Here is a 16,234-nt window from a genome sequence, read left to right as displayed (position 1 = left end):
AAAGCCAGTTTAGCTGGCTTTTTTTGTTATGTAAAAAATGTGATTTATTTAGATTTTTATGTGAGTATAGGTATAGTTTTCATCATAACGCTCAAATTAACAAAGATAAGAAGAAAATGGTTTCTTTTTTATAGTTAATGGGAGGGTTTATATGAAAGCTCGTATATTAGCGTACATATTTATATTTTCTTTATATATGGGTTGTGGCTCTTATTCCGTTTTTGCGCAGGATAACTTGCATGAAGAGATTCAAAAGCATGTAAAACAGTACGAGATTATGCCGCAAAATGCGATGATTGATAAGATTTGGAAGGCGACGCCTGGGTATAATGGAAAACAAGTGGATATAGAAGCGTCCTATAATAATATGAAGAAAATCAAGAAGTTTGATCAAAAACAACTTGAATTTAAGGAAGTATCACCGAGTGTTCACTTAGAAGATTTACCACCAGCTCCCATTTATCGAGGACATCCAAATAAAAAGATGGTGGGATTAACAATTAATGTGGCCTGGGGTAATGAGTATTTGCCACGTATATTAGAGATATTGAAAAAACATGATGTGAAGGCGACTTTCTTTTTAGAAGGACGCTGGGTGAAAGAAAACTTACGATTTGCCAAAATGATTGTCGATGCAAATCAAGAAGTAGGAAATCATTCTTACACACACCCTAATATGAAAACGCTGTCTACAGATGAAATACGAGATCAATTACAAAAAACGAATCGAATGATAGAAGCAGCTACAAATCAGAAAGTGAGATGGTTTGCTCCGCCAAGTGGAAGCTTTCGGGATGAGGTAGTAAAAATAGCGGATGATTTCCAAATGGGGACGATTATGTGGACTGTAGATACAATTGATTGGAAGCGGCCAGAACCGGGTGTGCTATTGCAGAGAGTAATGCGAAAAATACATCCAGGTGCTATTGTGCTAATGCATCCTACTTCATCTACAACAGAAGCGCTAGATACTATGATTAAAAATTTAAAGGAACAAGGATATAAAGTGGGGAATATTACAGAATTACTAGATGAAAAACGTGTGGATTAAATACATTTGCATGACATTCATCTCTAAACTTGTTATCATTAAATAATAGCAATTATTTAGAGAAACTGGCATTAGGAGGAAAGTTTTTGATTAAAAAATATACGTGTAAAAATGGTGTAAGAATTGTTATGGAGAATATACCAACTGTACGCTCGGTTGCGATTGGTATATGGATCCACGCAGGTTCAAGAAATGAAAATGAAAAAAATAATGGGGTTTCGCACTTTTTGGAACATATGTTCTTTAAAGGGACAGAAACGCGAAGTGCAAGAGAGATTGCAGAATCATTTGATAGCATTGGTGGACAAGTAAATGCTTTTACTTCAAAAGAATATACATGTTACTATGCGAAAGTGCTAGATGAGCATGCTAAATATGCATTAGATGTTTTAGCAGATATGTTCTTTAATTCAACATTTGATGAGGAAGAACTGAAAAAAGAGAAGAATGTTGTATGTGAAGAAATAAAAATGTACGAAGATGCGCCAGATGATATTGTGCATGATATGTTAACGAAAGCAACATATGAAACGCATCCGCTTGGATATCCTATTTTAGGAACAGAAGAAACGCTTGAAACATTTACAGGTGATACGTTACGTCAATATATGAAAGATCATTACACACCTGAAAATGTTGTTGTATCAATTGCAGGGAATATTGATGAAGCATTTTTACAAACTGTAGAGCAATATTTCGGTAGTTACGAAGGGACAACAAATCGTGAACAAGTACATAGCCCAATTTTCCATTTCAATAAAGTAGCACGTAAGAAGGAAACAGAACAAGCTCATTTATGTTTAGGATATAAAGGCTTGCAAATGGGACACGAAGATATTTATAACTTAATTGTATTAAATAATGTTTTAGGCGGTAGTATGAGTAGCCGTTTATTCCAAGAAGTACGTGAGCAACGTGGATTGGCGTACTCAGTGTTCTCTTATCACTCTTCTTATGAAGATACAGGAATGTTAACACTTTACGGTGGAACAGGTAGTAAACAATTAGATACACTGTATGAAACAATGCAAGAAACGTTAAATACGTTGAAAAATACAGGTATTACAGAAAAAGAGCTTGTTAACAGTAAAGAACAATTAAAAGGAAACTTAATGTTAAGTTTAGAAAGTACGAATAGTCGTATGAGCCGTAATGGTAAAAACGAATTGCTTCTTCGTAAACATCGTTCTCTTGATGAGATTATTGAAAGTGTAAACACTGTAACAAAGCAAAATGTAGACGAGTTAATTCGCAATATGTTTACCGATGAATTCTCTGCGGCACTTATTAGTCCAGATGGAAAACTGCCAAAAGGAATGAAACTTTAATCGATCTTGTAATTCATTCGCTTTCGGAAATAACCGTATCTCTTTTATATGAGATACGGTTATTTTTTTTATATATGCAGAATAGGTACTTATTATAGGATAACCTTCATAAAAAGTAGGATAGGGGGAGATTTAATGCGTTTAAGTGAATTAAGTGGCAAAGAGATTGTGGATTTAGAAAGAGCAGAAAAAATGGGAGTTTTAGGTCATGCAGATTTAGAAATTGATGAGAGAGATGGAAAAATACAAGCGCTTATTATACCTGCTGGGAAATGGGGAGGTTTTAAAAGAGAACAGCAAGAAGTGAGAGTAGAATGGAGCAAAATAAAGAAGGTTGGAAATGATATGATACTTTGCGATCTTACGAACCATTCAAGATCATAGTGAAAGATGACCATTTTGGTTGTCTTTTTTTTATCTTTATATAAAGAAGATAAATCACGTGTGCTTTTTGTTTTTCAATCACCTCAAACTCGTACATTACATATGATGTGGAGGAAAAAGAAAAAGTAGGCATTTTTCTTATAAATGAAAGAAAAAGAAGGTGAATTAGGGAATGTTGACTGAGATGCATATTGCTGTCATAGGAGGAGATGCACGGCAGCTAGAAGTAATTCGCAAGTTAGTCGAACTGGACGCGAAACTTTCATTAATAGGGTTTGAACAGTTAGATCATGGCTTCACAGGGGCAGCAAAGGAAAGTATACAAGATTTAAATTTCACTTCTTTAGATGCAATTATTTTGCCGGTTGCAGGGACGAATGCCAGAGGAGAAGTAGATACTATTTTTTCAAATGAGAAAGTTTCCATAACGAAAGAACAAATTGAAAAGACGCCAGAAAACTTCACTATATATTCAGGTATTGGTACACCTTACTTGGAAAATCTCGTAGCTACTACAAATCGCAAACTTGTAAAATTATTTGATCGTGATGATGTTGCAATCTATAACTCTATTCCGACCGTAGAAGGTACACTAATGATGGTTATTCAACATACTGATTACACAATTCATGGATCGAATGTAATGGTTTTAGGATTTGGTAGAACTGGTATGAGTGTTGCAAGAGCCTTTCAATCATTAGGAGCACATGTCAAAGTTGGAGCGAGACGTTCGGAACATATTGCTCGTATTACAGAAATGATGTTTTCTCCTTTTCATATGCAAGACATAGAGAAAGAAGTAGGTAATATCGATATTGTTATTAATACAATTCCGCATCTTGTTGTGACAGCGAATGTTCTTTCAAAAATGCCAGCTCATACGCTAGTTATTGATTTAGCTTCTAAGCCAGGTGGCACGGACTTTCGCTATGCGGAGAAGCGTGGAGTGAAGGCACTATTAGCACCTGGTCTTCCTGGGATTGTTGCACCGAAAACAGCAGGACAAATATTAGCGAATGTTCTTTCTCAGTTATTAATAGCAGATGCAATCGCAAAGGAGGATGATGAGAAATGAGTTTGAAGGGAAAACGAATTGGTTTCGGATTTACAGGGTCACATTGTACGTATGAAGAAGTTATGCCACATTTAGAGAAGTTAATTGCAGAAGGTGCAGAAGTACGTCCCGTTGTTTCTTATACTGTCCAATCAACAAATACTAGATTTGGCGAAGGGGAAGAATGGATTAAAAAGATCGAAGAAATAACCGGTTTTAAGGCAATTAATTCAATCGTTGGCGCAGAGCCACTAGGACCGAAAATTCCACTAGATTGCATGGTGATTGCACCACTAACAGGGAATTCGATGAGTAAATTTGCAAATGCAATGACAGACTCTCCAGTATTAATGGCAGCAAAAGCGACGCTTAGAAATGGGAAGCCTGTCGTATTGGCTGTTTCGACGAATGATGCTTTAGGGCTTAATGGAGTAAATCTCATGCGCCTAATGGCTACAAAAGACATCTACTTCGTACCATTTGGCCAAGATGCACCAGAGAAAAAACCGAACTCAATGGTAGCTCGTATGGAGTTACTTGAAGATACAGTATTGGAAGCGCTACAAGGAAAACAATTACAACCTGTTGTTGTAGAAAAATTCAGATATATGAATTAAAAAACGAAAAAAAACGTACAATTTTTGTTGAAACCATCATTCTTACTGTAGAATATGATAAAATTAACGTTATTAAGATTAGAGGGGGCATTGTAAGCTCCTTCTAATTCTAAGTTATAGAAGGATTGGTATCTAGAAAGGGGCATAGTGATGGAAAAGCAAAAAACTTTTCATGTCGCTGTAGTTGGAGCAACCGGCGCAGTTGGTGAACAAATGTTAAATACTTTAGAGAAACGAGAATTTCCAATTGGGAAGTTAACGTTACTTTCATCTAAACGATCTGCAGGTAAGAAACTTGTATTTAAAGGCGAAGAATTTACAGTTCAAGAGGCAACTCCTGAAAGTTTTGAAGGAGTAGATATTGCACTATTTAGTGCAGGTGGATCTGTATCGAAACAATTAGCGCCAGAAGCAGCAAAGCGCGGTGCAATTGTTGTTGATAATACAAGTGCATTCCGTATGACAGAAAACGTGCCACTTGTTGTACCTGAAGTAAATGAAAATGATTTAAAAGAACATAATGGTATTATTGCAAATCCAAACTGTTCTACAATTCAAATGGTAGTAGCTCTTGAACCAGTTCGCCAGCAATATGGTTTAAAACGAGTAATCGTTTCCACATATCAAGCTGTATCAGGTGCTGGTGCGGCAGCTATTGAAGAACTTCATGAACAATCACAAGCAATCTTAAATGGCGAAGAAGTAAAGGCGAATGTTTTACCTGTATCAGGTGACGAAAAGCATTTCCAAATCGCTTTTAATGCTATTCCACAGATTGATAAATTCCAAGATAATGGATTTACATTCGAAGAAATGAAAATGATTAATGAAACGAAAAAAATTATGCATATGCCTGAATTAGAAGTAGCTGCGACATGTGTACGTTTACCAGTTGTATCGGGTCATTCCGAGTCTGTGTACATTGAAGTAGATAAAGAAGGCGTAACAGTAGAAGAAATGAAAAACTTACTTGCAAATGCAGAAGGTATTGTACTGCAAGATAATCCAGCAGAGCAGTTATATCCAATGCCAGCTACTGCAGTAGGTAAAAATGAAGTATTCGTTGGAAGAATCCGTAAAGATTTAAATAATGATAAAGGATTCCACCTTTGGGTCGTATCTGATAACTTATTAAAAGGCGCTGCATGGAATTCTGTTCAAATTGCAGAGCGCTTAGTAAAATTACAATTAGTGTAAACGGCTAAGAGAAGGTGCAAAATATGAAAATTATTGTTCAAAAATTTGGTGGTACATCAGTACGTGATGACAATGGGCGCAAGCATGCGCTTCACCATATAAAAAAATCGTTAGCTGCTGGTTATAAAGTAGTTACTGTTGTATCAGCAATGGGCCGTAAAGGTGAACCGTATGCAACTGATACGTTATTAAGTCTTGTAAATCAAGAGGAACCTAATATTTCTAAACGTGAGCAAGATTTATTATTATCATGCGGAGAATTAATCTCAGCAATTGTTTTCTCTAACATGTTGAATGAGAATGGTATAAAAGCAGCAGCATTAAATGGTGCGCAAGCTGGTTTTGTAACGAATAATGACTTTACGAATGCTAAGATTATTGAAATGAATTGCGATCGTATACATGAAGAGTTACAAAATGTAGATGTTATCGTCGTGACTGGATTCCAAGGTCAAACGAAAAATGGAGATACGACAACACTTGGACGCGGAGGTAGTGATACCTCAGCTTCAGCATTAGGTGTTGCGCTTCATGCTGAATATATCGATATCTTCACAGATGTTGAAGGTGTTATGACTGCGGATCCTCGTATCGTAAAAGATGCACGTCATCTTCAAACTGTAACATATAACGAGATTTGTAACATGGCTTATCAGGGTGCGAAAGTTGTTCATCCGCGTGCGGTTGAAATTGCGATGCATGCAAAAGTACCACTTCGTGTACGTTCTACGTATTCTGATAGTGAAGGTACGCTTATTGCGGCATATGATGGTGCTACAAAAGGGCAGGATGTAGAAGAACGTCCTGTTACAGGGATTGCCCATGTGTCAAACGTAACGCAAATTAAAGTGCTTGCAAAAGAAACTGCATATGATTTACAACAACACGTGTTTAAAGAAATGGCTAATGAAGGGATTAGTGTGGACTTAATTAACATTTCTCCTACTGGTGTAGCTTACACAGTAAAGGATAGTGTATCAGCGCGTGCAGTTGAGGTTTTAAAGCAACTTGGATATGATCCAGTGGTGACAGAGCATTGTGCGAAGGTTTCTATCGTTGGTGCTGGAATGGCAGGTATTCCAGGGGTTACAGCGAAAATTGTCACAGCTTTAGCGGAAAAAGGTATTCAAATTCTGCAATCAGCAGATAGTCATACGACAATTTGGGTTCTTGTAAAAGAAGCCGATTTAGTGGAGGCTGTGAATGCATTACATAGTGCATTTGAGCTTTCAAAAGAAAAGCAACTGGGACAATAAGGAGTGAGATCATGATAGATTTTGGGACAATTGCAACCGCGATGGTAACACCGTTTGATAAAAATGGTAATATCGATTTTGCAAAGACAACGAAATTGGTAAATTATTTAATTGATAACGGTACAACAGCAATCGTGGTAGGAGGGACGACTGGAGAATCTCCTACATTAACATCAGAAGAAAAAGTAGCGTTATATCGCCATGTCGTATCTGTTGTCGATAAAAGGGTGCCCGTCATCGCTGGAACAGGTAGCAATAATACGCATGCTTCTGTCGATTTAACAAAAAAGGCAACTGAAGTTGGTGTTGATGCAGTTATGCTAGTGGCACCGTATTATAATAAACCGAGTCAAGAAGGGATGTACCAGCACTTTAAAACAATCGCTGAAAGCACTCCGCTTCCGGTAATGCTATATAATGTTCCAGGACGATCTATTGTACAAATCTCCGTTGATACAGTTGTTCGTTTATCAGAAATAGAAAACATTGTTGCGATTAAAGATGCAGGCGGCGATGTATTAACAATGACAGAAATCATTGAAAAAACAGCGGACGACTTTGCAGTATACAGCGGTGATGATGGTTTAACATTACCAGCTATGGCAATTGGAGCAAAAGGTATTGTTTCTGTAGCATCTCATGTTATCGGGAATGAAATGCAAGAAATGATTGCTGCATTCCAAGCTGGAGAGTTCAAAAAAGCGCAGAAATTACATCAATTACTAGTAAAAGTAACGGATGCACTATTTATGGCGCCGAGCCCAACACCAGTAAAAACAGCATTACAAATGGTGGGATTAGATGTAGGTTCTGTACGTTTGCCACTTCTTCCATTAACGGAAGAAGAAAGAATAACGTTACAATCCGTAATGCAATCTATTCCTCGTTAATAAAAATGACCTAGTGTGAAACTAGGTCATTTTTATTTTGACTAACTATATGTAAGTGATGAAAATTAGCTATAGTTAATAAGCTGTAATAAGAAGGGGGTGGCAGGGGGGAGAATTAGTAAGAAACTGATTACAGAGATAAGATTTTTTTAGTGAATATCGTTTCATGTTTATGTAAAGAATTTACATGAATATTTTTCCATCAAACTCTTATTACGTAGGGAAAATAGTAAAACTGATATGAATTTTGCCCTCTTAAATTATAATCTCATTTTAGTGTCTTCTCTTGTCTTTCGCATAATTTAACTTGTGTTCTATTTCTTGTATCAGTTATAATATGGCTAAGTAGCTTAGTACGGGTATGCTTAGCAAAATTGGTAAAAATTAAGATTTAATGAAATTTTCATATCATATCGAATAAGATATTTGATTTATATAATGAAAGAGAGGTGAAACCTGGTTTAAAAAATTAACAAGGACATGATATCGCATAACGGTAAGGACATTCGTCTTGGACGGTGAATATATGGTGGTTGTAGAGTTTCCCCTGGTGTCTCTGCAATTTTAGTGAAATCAGTGTTTGCAAGATTTTTAAACCAGGCAACAACATGAAGAGAAAAGAGAATGAGTCTGTTAAAGTATTTGCTCTTGGCGGAGTAGGTGAAATCGGAAAAAACATGTACTGTGTTGAAATTGATTCTGAAATCTTTATTGTAGATGCCGGATTGATGTTCCCGGGAGATGAAATGTTTGGGATTGATATTGTTATTCCTGACATTACATATTTAGTAGAAAATCAAGAGCGAGTAAAAGGACTATTTATTACCCATGGTCATGAAGATCATATTGGTGGAATTGTTTATGTGCTTCGTAAATTATCTATTCCAGTATATGCGACGAAATTAACGGTAGGACTTATACAAGAAAAGCTTGGCGAAGCAGGAATGTTAGGCCGTGTAGACTTAAAAACAATTGACTCGAATTCAACAGTAGAGTTTAATTCAACAAATGTGTCATTCTTCGGAACGACACATAGTATTCCGGATTCTGTGGGTGTTTGTTTCCATACATCAAAAGGTGCTGTAGTATATACAGGAGACTTTAAATTTGATCAAACTCCAATCGGAAATAGTGGAGCAGATCTTGGGAAAATGGCGCAAATTGGAAATGAAGGCGTACTTTGCTTGTTATCTGATAGTACAAACGCTGAACGTCCTGGTTATACAGGTTCGGAAAAAGAAGTTGGTATAGAGATTTCTAAAGTATTCTATAGTTCAGAAGGGCGTATTATTGTTGCTTCATTTGCATCGAATGTACACCGTATTCAACAAGTGTTTGATGCAGCTGCTGAAACTGGAAGGAAAGTAGCGGTAGTAGGACGTAGCATGGTGAAAGTGGTAGATATTGCAAGACGTCTTGGTTATTTAGATGTTCCAGAAGGTATGGTTATTTCATTACAAGAAATAGACAATTTCCCGGAAAAAAAGGTAGCTATCTTAACGACTGGTAGTCAAGGGGAACCGATGGCAGCCCTTTCTAGAATGGCGAAACAAGCTCATAAACAAATTTCAATTCGTAAAGGTGATACTGTTATTATTGCAGCTTCTCCAATTCCAGGAAATGAAGTATCTGTATCAAAAATTATTGACTTGTTATTTAGATCTGGTGCTGAGGTTATTTATTACGGTGAAAGAAAAGTTCACGTTTCAGGTCATGGTAGCCAAGAAGAATTAAAGCTGATGATAAATTTAATGAAGCCGAAGTATTTTGTACCCGTACATGGTGAGTTCCGTATGCAAAAAGCACATGCGTATTTAGCGGAAGATGTAGGTATTGCGAGAGAGAATATCTTTATCGTAGAAAAAGGCGATGTAATTGCTTTTGGTGACGATGAAGCAAAATTAGCTGGTAAAGTGCAAGCTGGTAATGTTTTAATTGATGGATTAGGTGTAGGTGACGTCGGTAACATCGTTCTTCGAGATAGAAAGATGTTATCTCAAGATGGAATTTTAGTTGTTGTTGTAACACTTGGTAAGGATGAAAAGAAAATAATCTCTGGTCCAGAAATTATTTCACGCGGCTTTGTATATGTTCGTGAATCAGAAGCATTAATCGAACGATCCACAGATATTGTACGTATGATTGTTGAACAATCAATTAAAGAATATACAATTGAATGGTCTATGTTGAAACAAAATATTCGTGAATTATTAGGGCAGTTCTTGTACGAAGAAACGAAGAGAAAGCCAATGATTTTACCGATTATTATGGAAGTATAAAGAAGGTCACCTTTACAGGTGATCTTTTTCTTTTTTAACCCTATCGAATGAAATTCATAACTTAAGAAATAATAGTTATATACGAGTGAAAGGGGATGCGATATGACAGAACGTGATCGTTATACAAATGAAGAAAAAGAAGCTGAGCCGAAAGAAGTTCCAAAAGAGGCTTCTATAGTGGAGAAAATTCAGCAACTTGGACAGACAAATGTACCACAAATGAATGAATCGCGTATTCATTGCTTAACAATTGTTGGGCAGGTGGAAGGTCATATTCAGTTGCCACCACAAAATAAAACAACAAAATATGAACACATCATTCCGCAAATTGTCGCGATTGAACAAAATCCAAAAATTGAAGGTTTACTGTTAATATTAAATACAGTTGGGGGTGACGTTGAAGCTGGATTAGCGATTTCTGAAATGGTGGCTTCGCTTTCAAAACCAACTGTATCTCTTGTTTTAGGAGGAGGGCATTCAATCGGTGTACCGATTGCGGTCTCAACTGATTATTCATTTATTGCCGAAACAGCGACGATGACAATTCATCCAATTCGTTTAACAGGTCTTGTTATAGGTGTGCCACAAACATTTGAGTATTTGGATAAAATGCAAGAAAGAGTCATTCGATTTGTGACAAAGCATTCGAAAGTAACGGAAGATCGTTTTAAAGAGCTTATGTTTGCAAAAGGGAATTTGACGCGAGATATTGGGACGAATGTAATAGGTGGAGATGCAGTGAAGTATGGTCTTATAGATGGTGTCGGTGGTATTGGTAGTGCACTTCGAAAATTAAACGAATTAATTGATGAACGCAAGGATAATAGTACAGAAGGGACAATGCTACAATGATTTTATATACAATTATGCCAGAGCAACTTGTGTATCCGGCCGATTATTCACAATGCGAAAGCCAAAAAGTTGTGAATATAAATGGCGTGGAATTAGTGGTTTCTGAGGAGGATAATCAATGTTACTCTATTGTACGTGTATTAAGTACGAATCCGTCTCACTACCTAGAGTTTGAGCCTGGACAGAAAATTACCTTTTAGCAAAAAGAAGGATTTTGTTTAGGAGCTATGGTATAATATAAAAAACAAGACGGTTGAGCAGCCATGAGTAGGCTGCTTTCTTCTGTTTATTTAACATTTTACAAGAAGTGTAAAAATAGAAGATATAAAGACCTGAAAAATAGAGAGAAAGACATGTAAGTAGATCTTTTTTATAAGAAAGTTGTACTTAATTTCTAGAACACGAGGTGAAGAAATGGCAAAACAAAAGCAAAGAGGGACGAAGGCTAAGGCAAGACGTACGATAAAGCCAACTTTGTATTATGAAATCGTCGGGTTGACTCTTTTTGCACTTTCGATTATTACGATTTTACAGCTAGGTGTTGTAGGGAAATCGTTTGTGTTATTTTTTCGCTTCTTCTTTGGTGAGTGGTACATAATTGGTGTGTTAGGTGTAATAGCTTTATCTGTTGCGTTTGTAATAAAGCGGGGATGGCCCAACCTTTTAAATAAACGGCTAATAGGTGTTTATTTAATTGTACTAGCAATATTAATGTTTAGTCATATTACATTATTTAACCTGCTTACGAAAGATGGAGCTGTGCAAAATACTTCTGTAATTGTTAGTACAAAAGATTACTTCTTCCTTGAAATGAAAAAGGGCCCGGATAGTGTTCATTTAGGTGGTGGTATGTTCGGTGCATTGATGTTCGCAACGTGCTACTTCTTATTTGACGAAGTAGGGGCATATATCATTGGAATTATTTTAGTTATTCTTGGAATACTTTGTATAACAAATAAACATATTGGAGAAGTACTTGCTCCGGTAGGGAGAATTCTTAGAAGTCAGTTTCAAGTAATGCAAGGGGATTATAAAGATTGGAAATCTCAAAGGGTCGCCGAGCAAACTGAAAAGAAAAAAACAACAAGAAGCAAGAGGCGTGAACGTGTTGCTGAACAAGAAGAAGCTATTGAGCCAGTAGAAGAAATAGAAATTGGTCCACCAATTATTTCGAATTTTACTGAGAATTATCCAGTACGTGAAGAGACGGAAAAGCAGATAGAAGAAAATGATTTAATCACTCCTCCGTTTATTGAAGAGGCAGTTCCGCCTGCGCCAGAAGAACAACCTCACAAGAAACGAGGAGAAAAAATCGTTGAATCGCTAGAAGGTGAAACGAAAGCACCTCCTATGCAATTTTCTAATGTGGAAAATAAAGATTATAAGCTTCCTTCGCTTGATATATTAAAGTTTCCCCAAAATAAACAAGTTACAAATGAAAATGCGGAAATTTATGAAAATGCTCGTAAATTGGAACGTACATTCCAAAGTTTTGGTGTGAAAGCGAAAGTAACAAAAGTACATAGAGGTCCTGCAGTTACGAAATATGAAGTGTATCCTGATATGGGAGTAAAGGTAAGTAAAATTGTTAGTTTAAGTGATGATTTAGCGCTTGCTTTAGCAGCGAAAGACATTCGTATTGAAGCACCTATTCCCGGGAAATCAGCTGTAGGGATTGAGGTTCCGAATTCAGAAGTTTCTATGGTAACGCTGAGAGAAGTTCTTGATTCAAAGGCGAATAACCACCCAGAAGAGAAGTTATTAATCGGTCTTGGACGTGATGTTACAGGAGAGGCTGTATTGGCACGTTTAAATAAAATGCCCCATTTATTAGTAGCTGGTGCGACTGGTAGTGGAAAGAGTGTATGTATTAATGGAATTATTGTAAGTATTTTAATGCGTGCAAAACCGCATGAAGTAAAATTAATGATGATTGATCCGAAAATGGTAGAGTTAAATGTATATAACGGTGTTCCGCACTTATTAACACCAGTCGTAACTGATCCGAAAAAAGCATCACAGGCTTTGAAGAAAGTTGTGAGTGAAATGGAGCGTCGTTATGAATTATTCGCGCATAGCGGTACGCGTAACATTGAAGGATATAATGATTATATTAAAGAACATAATAGCCAATCGGAAGCGAAACAACCTGAATTACCATATATTGTAGTAATTGTGGACGAGTTAGCTGATTTAATGATGGTTGCTTCTTCGGATGTAGAAGATGCGATTATGCGTTTAGCGCAAATGGCACGTGCTGCTGGTATTCATTTAATTATTGCGACTCAGCGCCCGTCAGTTGATGTTATCACAGGTGTTATTAAAGCGAATATTCCATCGCGTATTGCATTTGCTGTATCTTCCCAAATAGATTCTCGAACGATTCTTGACGGTGGTGGTGCAGAAAAGTTGCTAGGTCGTGGAGATATGTTATTCATACCAATTGGTGCATCGAAACCTGTTCGTGTACAAGGGGCGTTTTTATCAGATGATGAAGTTGAGAGAGTCGTAGAATCTGTTATTGCGCAGCAAAAAGCGCAATATCAAGAGGATATGATTCCACAAGATGTTCCTGAAACAAAGCAGGAAGTAGAAGATGAATTATACGATGAAGCGGTTCAGCTTGTAGTAGAAATGCAAACAGCATCTGTTTCTATGTTACAACGTAGATTTAGAGTAGGATATACGCGAGCAGCTCGTTTAATTGATGCCATGGAAATGAATGGTGTAGTAGGTCCTTATGAAGGTAGTAAACCAAGGGGAGTACTCATTAAAGATGTGCAAGAAAAAAGTTCTTAAAAAAAGCCTAATTGTTTTTACAATTAGGCTTTTTTATATGCTGTTTTTGTTATATACTATAGTCATTGACGAAGAAAGGGCTTACATCTTTAAGGGTCCTTTAGAATACGAATGCTTATCGTTTTGGTTTTCAAAACGTTCGATATTTAATGTAGAAAAATGTTGAATTCTGTTGACACATATGGGAGCAAGTGGTAAGATTATTTCGAAAAGAATCACTGCCTCATATAATCTTGGAGATAAGGTCCATAAGTTTCTACCTGGCAACCATGAATTGCTAGACTATGAGGGGAAAAGTGTGTAACAAAGGATGTAAGGAATCTTTGTGCCGAACTTTTTCTCTATATGAGAAATGTTTATGGTACAAAGTTTTTTTTATGGAATAAAGTGTGAAAATTTCATCTTGAAAAATTATTAATATTTATTCGATAATTACGCTTATTTTTAGTATTTAGTAATTTATACTATGTTGTAAGTTGAAAAAAGAGAAAAGAAGTCTTACATCAGAGGTCGAATAATTGAAATGCGGGGGAGTCTTATGTCAGTAAAATCCGATAGTCGTCACCTATATTTGCGGGTGATTGATCACATCAAAGGAAAAATTAAAGATGGGGCTTACAAAGAAAAACAAAAGTTACCTTCAGAGTTTGATCTAGCGAAAGAACTTGGTGTAAGTAGGGCAACTTTAAGGGAAGCACTACGTATTTTAGAAGAAGAAAATGTTGTTATTCGTAGACATGGTGTAGGGACATTTGTAAATGCGAAGCCGTTATTTTCTTCTGGAATAGAGCAACTTTCTAGTATTACAGATATGATTTCTAGTGTGGGGAAAACACCAGGAACAATCTTTTTATCATCATCTACAACAACTTTAACAGAAGAAGAAAAAGAGAAATTTAATTGTGAAGATGCTTTTAGCGCAGTAATGATTGAACGTGTTCGTACAGCGGATGGGGAACCAGTTGTATATTGCATTGATAAACTGGCAAAAGAGATATTACCAGATTTATCGGGATACAATGAGGAATCGCTGCTTACAGTAATACATAATAATACGCACAAGCGTATCACATACGCAGTTGCTCACATTGAACCGATTGGTTATCACCCGAAAATTTCACCGATTTTAGAATGTGAACCTGAAACGGCACTGCTAGTTTTAAAACAAATGCACTATGATCAAAATGATGAGCCAATCTTATATTCTATTAATTACTTTAGAGCTGATAAGTTTAGCTTCCACGTATTAAGAAAACGTATGTAGGGAAGTTCCTTTTTAGGGAGGTGACAGCAAGAAGTAAGGGACAGCAGCGTATGAATCATTAGACAAAACATTTCAGGAGGGGTTTCTAGTATGAAGAAAAAAACAGGTCTTTTATTATCGTTAACGTTAGCAGCAAGTACAGTGTTAGGTGCATGTGGTAACTCGGATAAAGCGGATAGTGACAAAAAAGGGGATAAAGAGTTTAAGGTTGGTATGGTTACAGATGTTGGGGGCGTTGATGACAAATCATTTAACCAATCAGCTTGGGAAGGTTTAACAAAATTCGGTAAAGACAACGATTTAAAGAAAAATGAAGGATATCGTTACCTTCAATCAAGTAAAGATGCTGATTACATTCCAAATTTAACGAAATTTGCGAAAGATCATTATAACACAACATTTGGTATTGGATACTTAATGGAAAAATCAATTGAAAAGGTGGCTGAACAGTATCCAAAAGAGCAATTTGCGATTGTAGATACTGTTGTAAAGAAGCCGAACGTAACAAGTATTACATTTAAAGACCATGAAGGTTCATTCCTAGTTGGAGCTGTAGCAGCGATGACAACAAAATCAAATAAAGTTGGTTTTGTTGGTGGTGTGAAGAGTCCATTAATTACAAAATTCGAATCAGGTTTTAAAGCTGGTGCAAAAGCAGTAAATCCAAATATCGAAATTGTATCACAATATGCTGATGCATTTGATAAGCCAGAAAAAGGATCTGTATTAGCTTCAGCAATGTACGGTCAAGGCGTTGACGTAATTTACCATGCTTCAGGTGCAACTGGTAACGGTGTATTCACAGAAGCGAAAAACCGTAAGAAAAAAGGTGAAAATGTTTGGGTAATCGGTGTTGACCGTGACCAAAATCAAGAAGGCATGCCTGAAAACGTAACTTTAACTTCAATGGTAAAACGTGTTGATGTTGCAGTAGCAAAAGTAGCGCAAGAAGCGAAAGATGGTAAGTTAAAAGGCGGTAAAGTAGAAGAGTTCGGCTTAAAAGATGATGGCGTTGGTATCGCGAAAACAACTGATAATGTGAAAAAAGTAAACCCAGAAATTTTAACAAAAATAGAAGAGTTTGAGAAGAAAATCACTGCTGGTGAAATTAAAGTACCTGCAACTGACGAAGAATATAAAGCATATGAAGCTTCTCTAAAGAAATAATGATAGAGAAATAGCAAAGGTTAGTTCTTAGAACTAACCTTTGTATATATAAAAATACTTTTAATAGAGTGTAATTGGGGAGTGTTCCCTGCTAGA

14 protein-coding genes and 1 riboswitch are annotated in these 16,234 nt (G+C 36.5%); all 14 genes read left to right on the top strand.

Going from position 1 to position 16,234, the window contains the following annotated elements; all coding sequences use genetic code 11:
• Nucleotides 1-151: 151 nt before the first annotated feature.
• The 14 genes from B5P40_RS10240 (at nucleotide 152) to B5P40_RS10170 (ending at nucleotide 16,138) form a co-directional block, all read left to right on the top strand.
• On the top strand, nucleotides 152-1,051 hold the full coding sequence (locus B5P40_RS10240) for a polysaccharide deacetylase family protein (protein WP_002033683.1): 900 nt from the start codon (nucleotides 152-154) through the stop codon (nucleotides 1,049-1,051).
• Between the two features lie 86 nt (nucleotides 1,052-1,137).
• A complete protein-coding gene (locus tag B5P40_RS10235; protein WP_002088150.1) occupies nucleotides 1,138-2,379 on the top strand; it encodes a M16 family metallopeptidase in 1,242 nt (413 codons plus the stop codon).
• A gap of 135 nt (nucleotides 2,380-2,514) precedes the next feature.
• Nucleotides 2,515-2,763: a YlmC/YmxH family sporulation protein gene (locus B5P40_RS10230; protein WP_002014571.1), complete on the top strand. Its 249-nt coding sequence runs from the start codon at nucleotides 2,515-2,517 to the stop codon at nucleotides 2,761-2,763.
• Nucleotides 2,764-2,935: 172 nt separating this feature from the next.
• Nucleotides 2,936-3,838 carry a dipicolinic acid synthetase subunit A gene (gene dpaA, locus B5P40_RS10225; RefSeq protein WP_002088148.1) on the top strand — a complete coding sequence of 301 codons (903 nt, stop codon included), beginning with the start codon at nucleotides 2,936-2,938 and terminating at the stop codon, nucleotides 3,836-3,838.
• Complete coding sequence (dpaB, locus tag B5P40_RS10220) at nucleotides 3,835-4,434, top strand: dipicolinate synthase subunit B (RefSeq protein ID WP_002111357.1); 600 nt, start codon at nucleotides 3,835-3,837, stop codon at nucleotides 4,432-4,434. The genes dpaA and dpaB overlap by 4 nt, the downstream gene beginning before the upstream one ends.
• A 150-nt stretch (nucleotides 4,435-4,584) precedes the next feature.
• On the top strand, nucleotides 4,585-5,631 hold the full coding sequence (gene asd / locus B5P40_RS10215; protein WP_002014577.1) for an aspartate-semialdehyde dehydrogenase: 1,047 nt from the start codon (nucleotides 4,585-4,587) through the stop codon (nucleotides 5,629-5,631).
• 23 nt (nucleotides 5,632-5,654) lie between these two features.
• Nucleotides 5,655-6,887 (top strand): aspartate kinase, encoded by a 1,233-nt coding sequence (gene dapG, locus B5P40_RS10210; protein WP_113709228.1) that lies wholly within the window; start codon nucleotides 5,655-5,657, stop codon nucleotides 6,885-6,887.
• An 11-nt stretch (nucleotides 6,888-6,898) separates the two neighbouring features.
• The gene (gene dapA / locus B5P40_RS10205; protein ID WP_002014579.1) at nucleotides 6,899-7,777 is read left to right on the top strand and encodes a 4-hydroxy-tetrahydrodipicolinate synthase; all 879 of its coding nucleotides are present in this window, start codon (nucleotides 6,899-6,901) and stop codon (nucleotides 7,775-7,777) included.
• Nucleotides 7,778-8,385: 608 nt separating this feature from the next.
• Complete coding sequence (locus B5P40_RS10200; protein WP_002014581.1) at nucleotides 8,386-10,056, top strand: ribonuclease J; 1,671 nt, start codon at nucleotides 8,386-8,388, stop codon at nucleotides 10,054-10,056.
• 102 nt (nucleotides 10,057-10,158) lie between these two features.
• A complete protein-coding gene (tepA, locus tag B5P40_RS10195) occupies nucleotides 10,159-10,908 on the top strand; it encodes a translocation-enhancing protein TepA (RefSeq protein WP_002014582.1) in 750 nt (249 codons plus the stop codon).
• The gene (locus B5P40_RS10190; protein WP_002088064.1) at nucleotides 10,905-11,108 is read left to right on the top strand and encodes a YlzJ-like family protein; all 204 of its coding nucleotides are present in this window, start codon (nucleotides 10,905-10,907) and stop codon (nucleotides 11,106-11,108) included. Before tepA ends, B5P40_RS10190 begins: the two co-directional genes overlap by 4 nt.
• Before the next feature lie 214 nt (nucleotides 11,109-11,322).
• A complete protein-coding gene (locus B5P40_RS10185) occupies nucleotides 11,323-13,707 on the top strand; it encodes a DNA translocase FtsK (protein WP_002014584.1) in 2,385 nt (794 codons plus the stop codon).
• Nucleotides 13,708-13,910: 203 nt separating this feature from the next.
• A riboswitch (purine riboswitch) is annotated at nucleotides 13,911-14,012 on the top strand.
• A 233-nt stretch (nucleotides 14,013-14,245) separates the two neighbouring features.
• The gene (locus B5P40_RS10175) at nucleotides 14,246-14,971 is read left to right on the top strand and encodes a GntR family transcriptional regulator (RefSeq protein WP_002088063.1); all 726 of its coding nucleotides are present in this window, start codon (nucleotides 14,246-14,248) and stop codon (nucleotides 14,969-14,971) included.
• Between the two features lie 90 nt (nucleotides 14,972-15,061).
• Nucleotides 15,062-16,138 (top strand): BMP family lipoprotein, encoded by a 1,077-nt coding sequence (locus B5P40_RS10170; protein ID WP_113709227.1) that lies wholly within the window; start codon nucleotides 15,062-15,064, stop codon nucleotides 16,136-16,138.
• Nucleotides 16,139-16,234: the final 96 nt, after the last annotated feature.

Origin of the sequence: Bacillus sp. SRB_8 (genome assembly GCF_003264205.1) — a bacterium.
GTDB classification, from domain to species: Bacteria; Bacillota; Bacilli; order Bacillales; family Bacillaceae_G; genus Bacillus_A; species Bacillus_A mycoides.
Note: the sequence above shows the minus strand (reverse complement) of the source record. Positions and strands in the feature narration are given on the sequence as shown.

What these genes read in the sequence shown, in the direction of transcription:
- B5P40_RS10175 (WP_002088063.1), top strand. Translation starts at nt 14,246, where the DNA reads ATGTCAGTAAAATCCGATAGTCGTCACCTATATTTGCGGGTGATTGAT.
- B5P40_RS10230 (WP_002014571.1), top strand. Translation starts at nt 2,515, where the DNA reads ATGCGTTTAAGTGAATTAAGTGGCAAAGAGATTGTGGATTTAGAAAGA.
- asd (WP_002014577.1), top strand. Translation starts at nt 4,585, where the DNA reads ATGGAAAAGCAAAAAACTTTTCATGTCGCTGTAGTTGGAGCAACCGGC.
- B5P40_RS10190 (WP_002088064.1), top strand. Translation starts at nt 10,905, where the DNA reads ATGATTTTATATACAATTATGCCAGAGCAACTTGTGTATCCGGCCGAT.
- B5P40_RS10185 (WP_002014584.1), top strand. Translation starts at nt 11,323, where the DNA reads ATGGCAAAACAAAAGCAAAGAGGGACGAAGGCTAAGGCAAGACGTACG.
- B5P40_RS10200 (WP_002014581.1), top strand. Translation starts at nt 8,386, where the DNA reads ATGAAGAGAAAAGAGAATGAGTCTGTTAAAGTATTTGCTCTTGGCGGA.
- dapA (WP_002014579.1), top strand. Translation starts at nt 6,899, where the DNA reads ATGATAGATTTTGGGACAATTGCAACCGCGATGGTAACACCGTTTGAT.
- B5P40_RS10170 (WP_113709227.1), top strand. Translation starts at nt 15,062, where the DNA reads ATGAAGAAAAAAACAGGTCTTTTATTATCGTTAACGTTAGCAGCAAGT.
- dpaB (WP_002111357.1), top strand. Translation starts at nt 3,835, where the DNA reads ATGAGTTTGAAGGGAAAACGAATTGGTTTCGGATTTACAGGGTCACAT.
- dapG (WP_113709228.1), top strand. Translation starts at nt 5,655, where the DNA reads ATGAAAATTATTGTTCAAAAATTTGGTGGTACATCAGTACGTGATGAC.
- dpaA (WP_002088148.1), top strand. Translation starts at nt 2,936, where the DNA reads ATGTTGACTGAGATGCATATTGCTGTCATAGGAGGAGATGCACGGCAG.
- B5P40_RS10240 (WP_002033683.1), top strand. Translation starts at nt 152, where the DNA reads ATGAAAGCTCGTATATTAGCGTACATATTTATATTTTCTTTATATATG.
- tepA (WP_002014582.1), top strand. Translation starts at nt 10,159, where the DNA reads ATGACAGAACGTGATCGTTATACAAATGAAGAAAAAGAAGCTGAGCCG.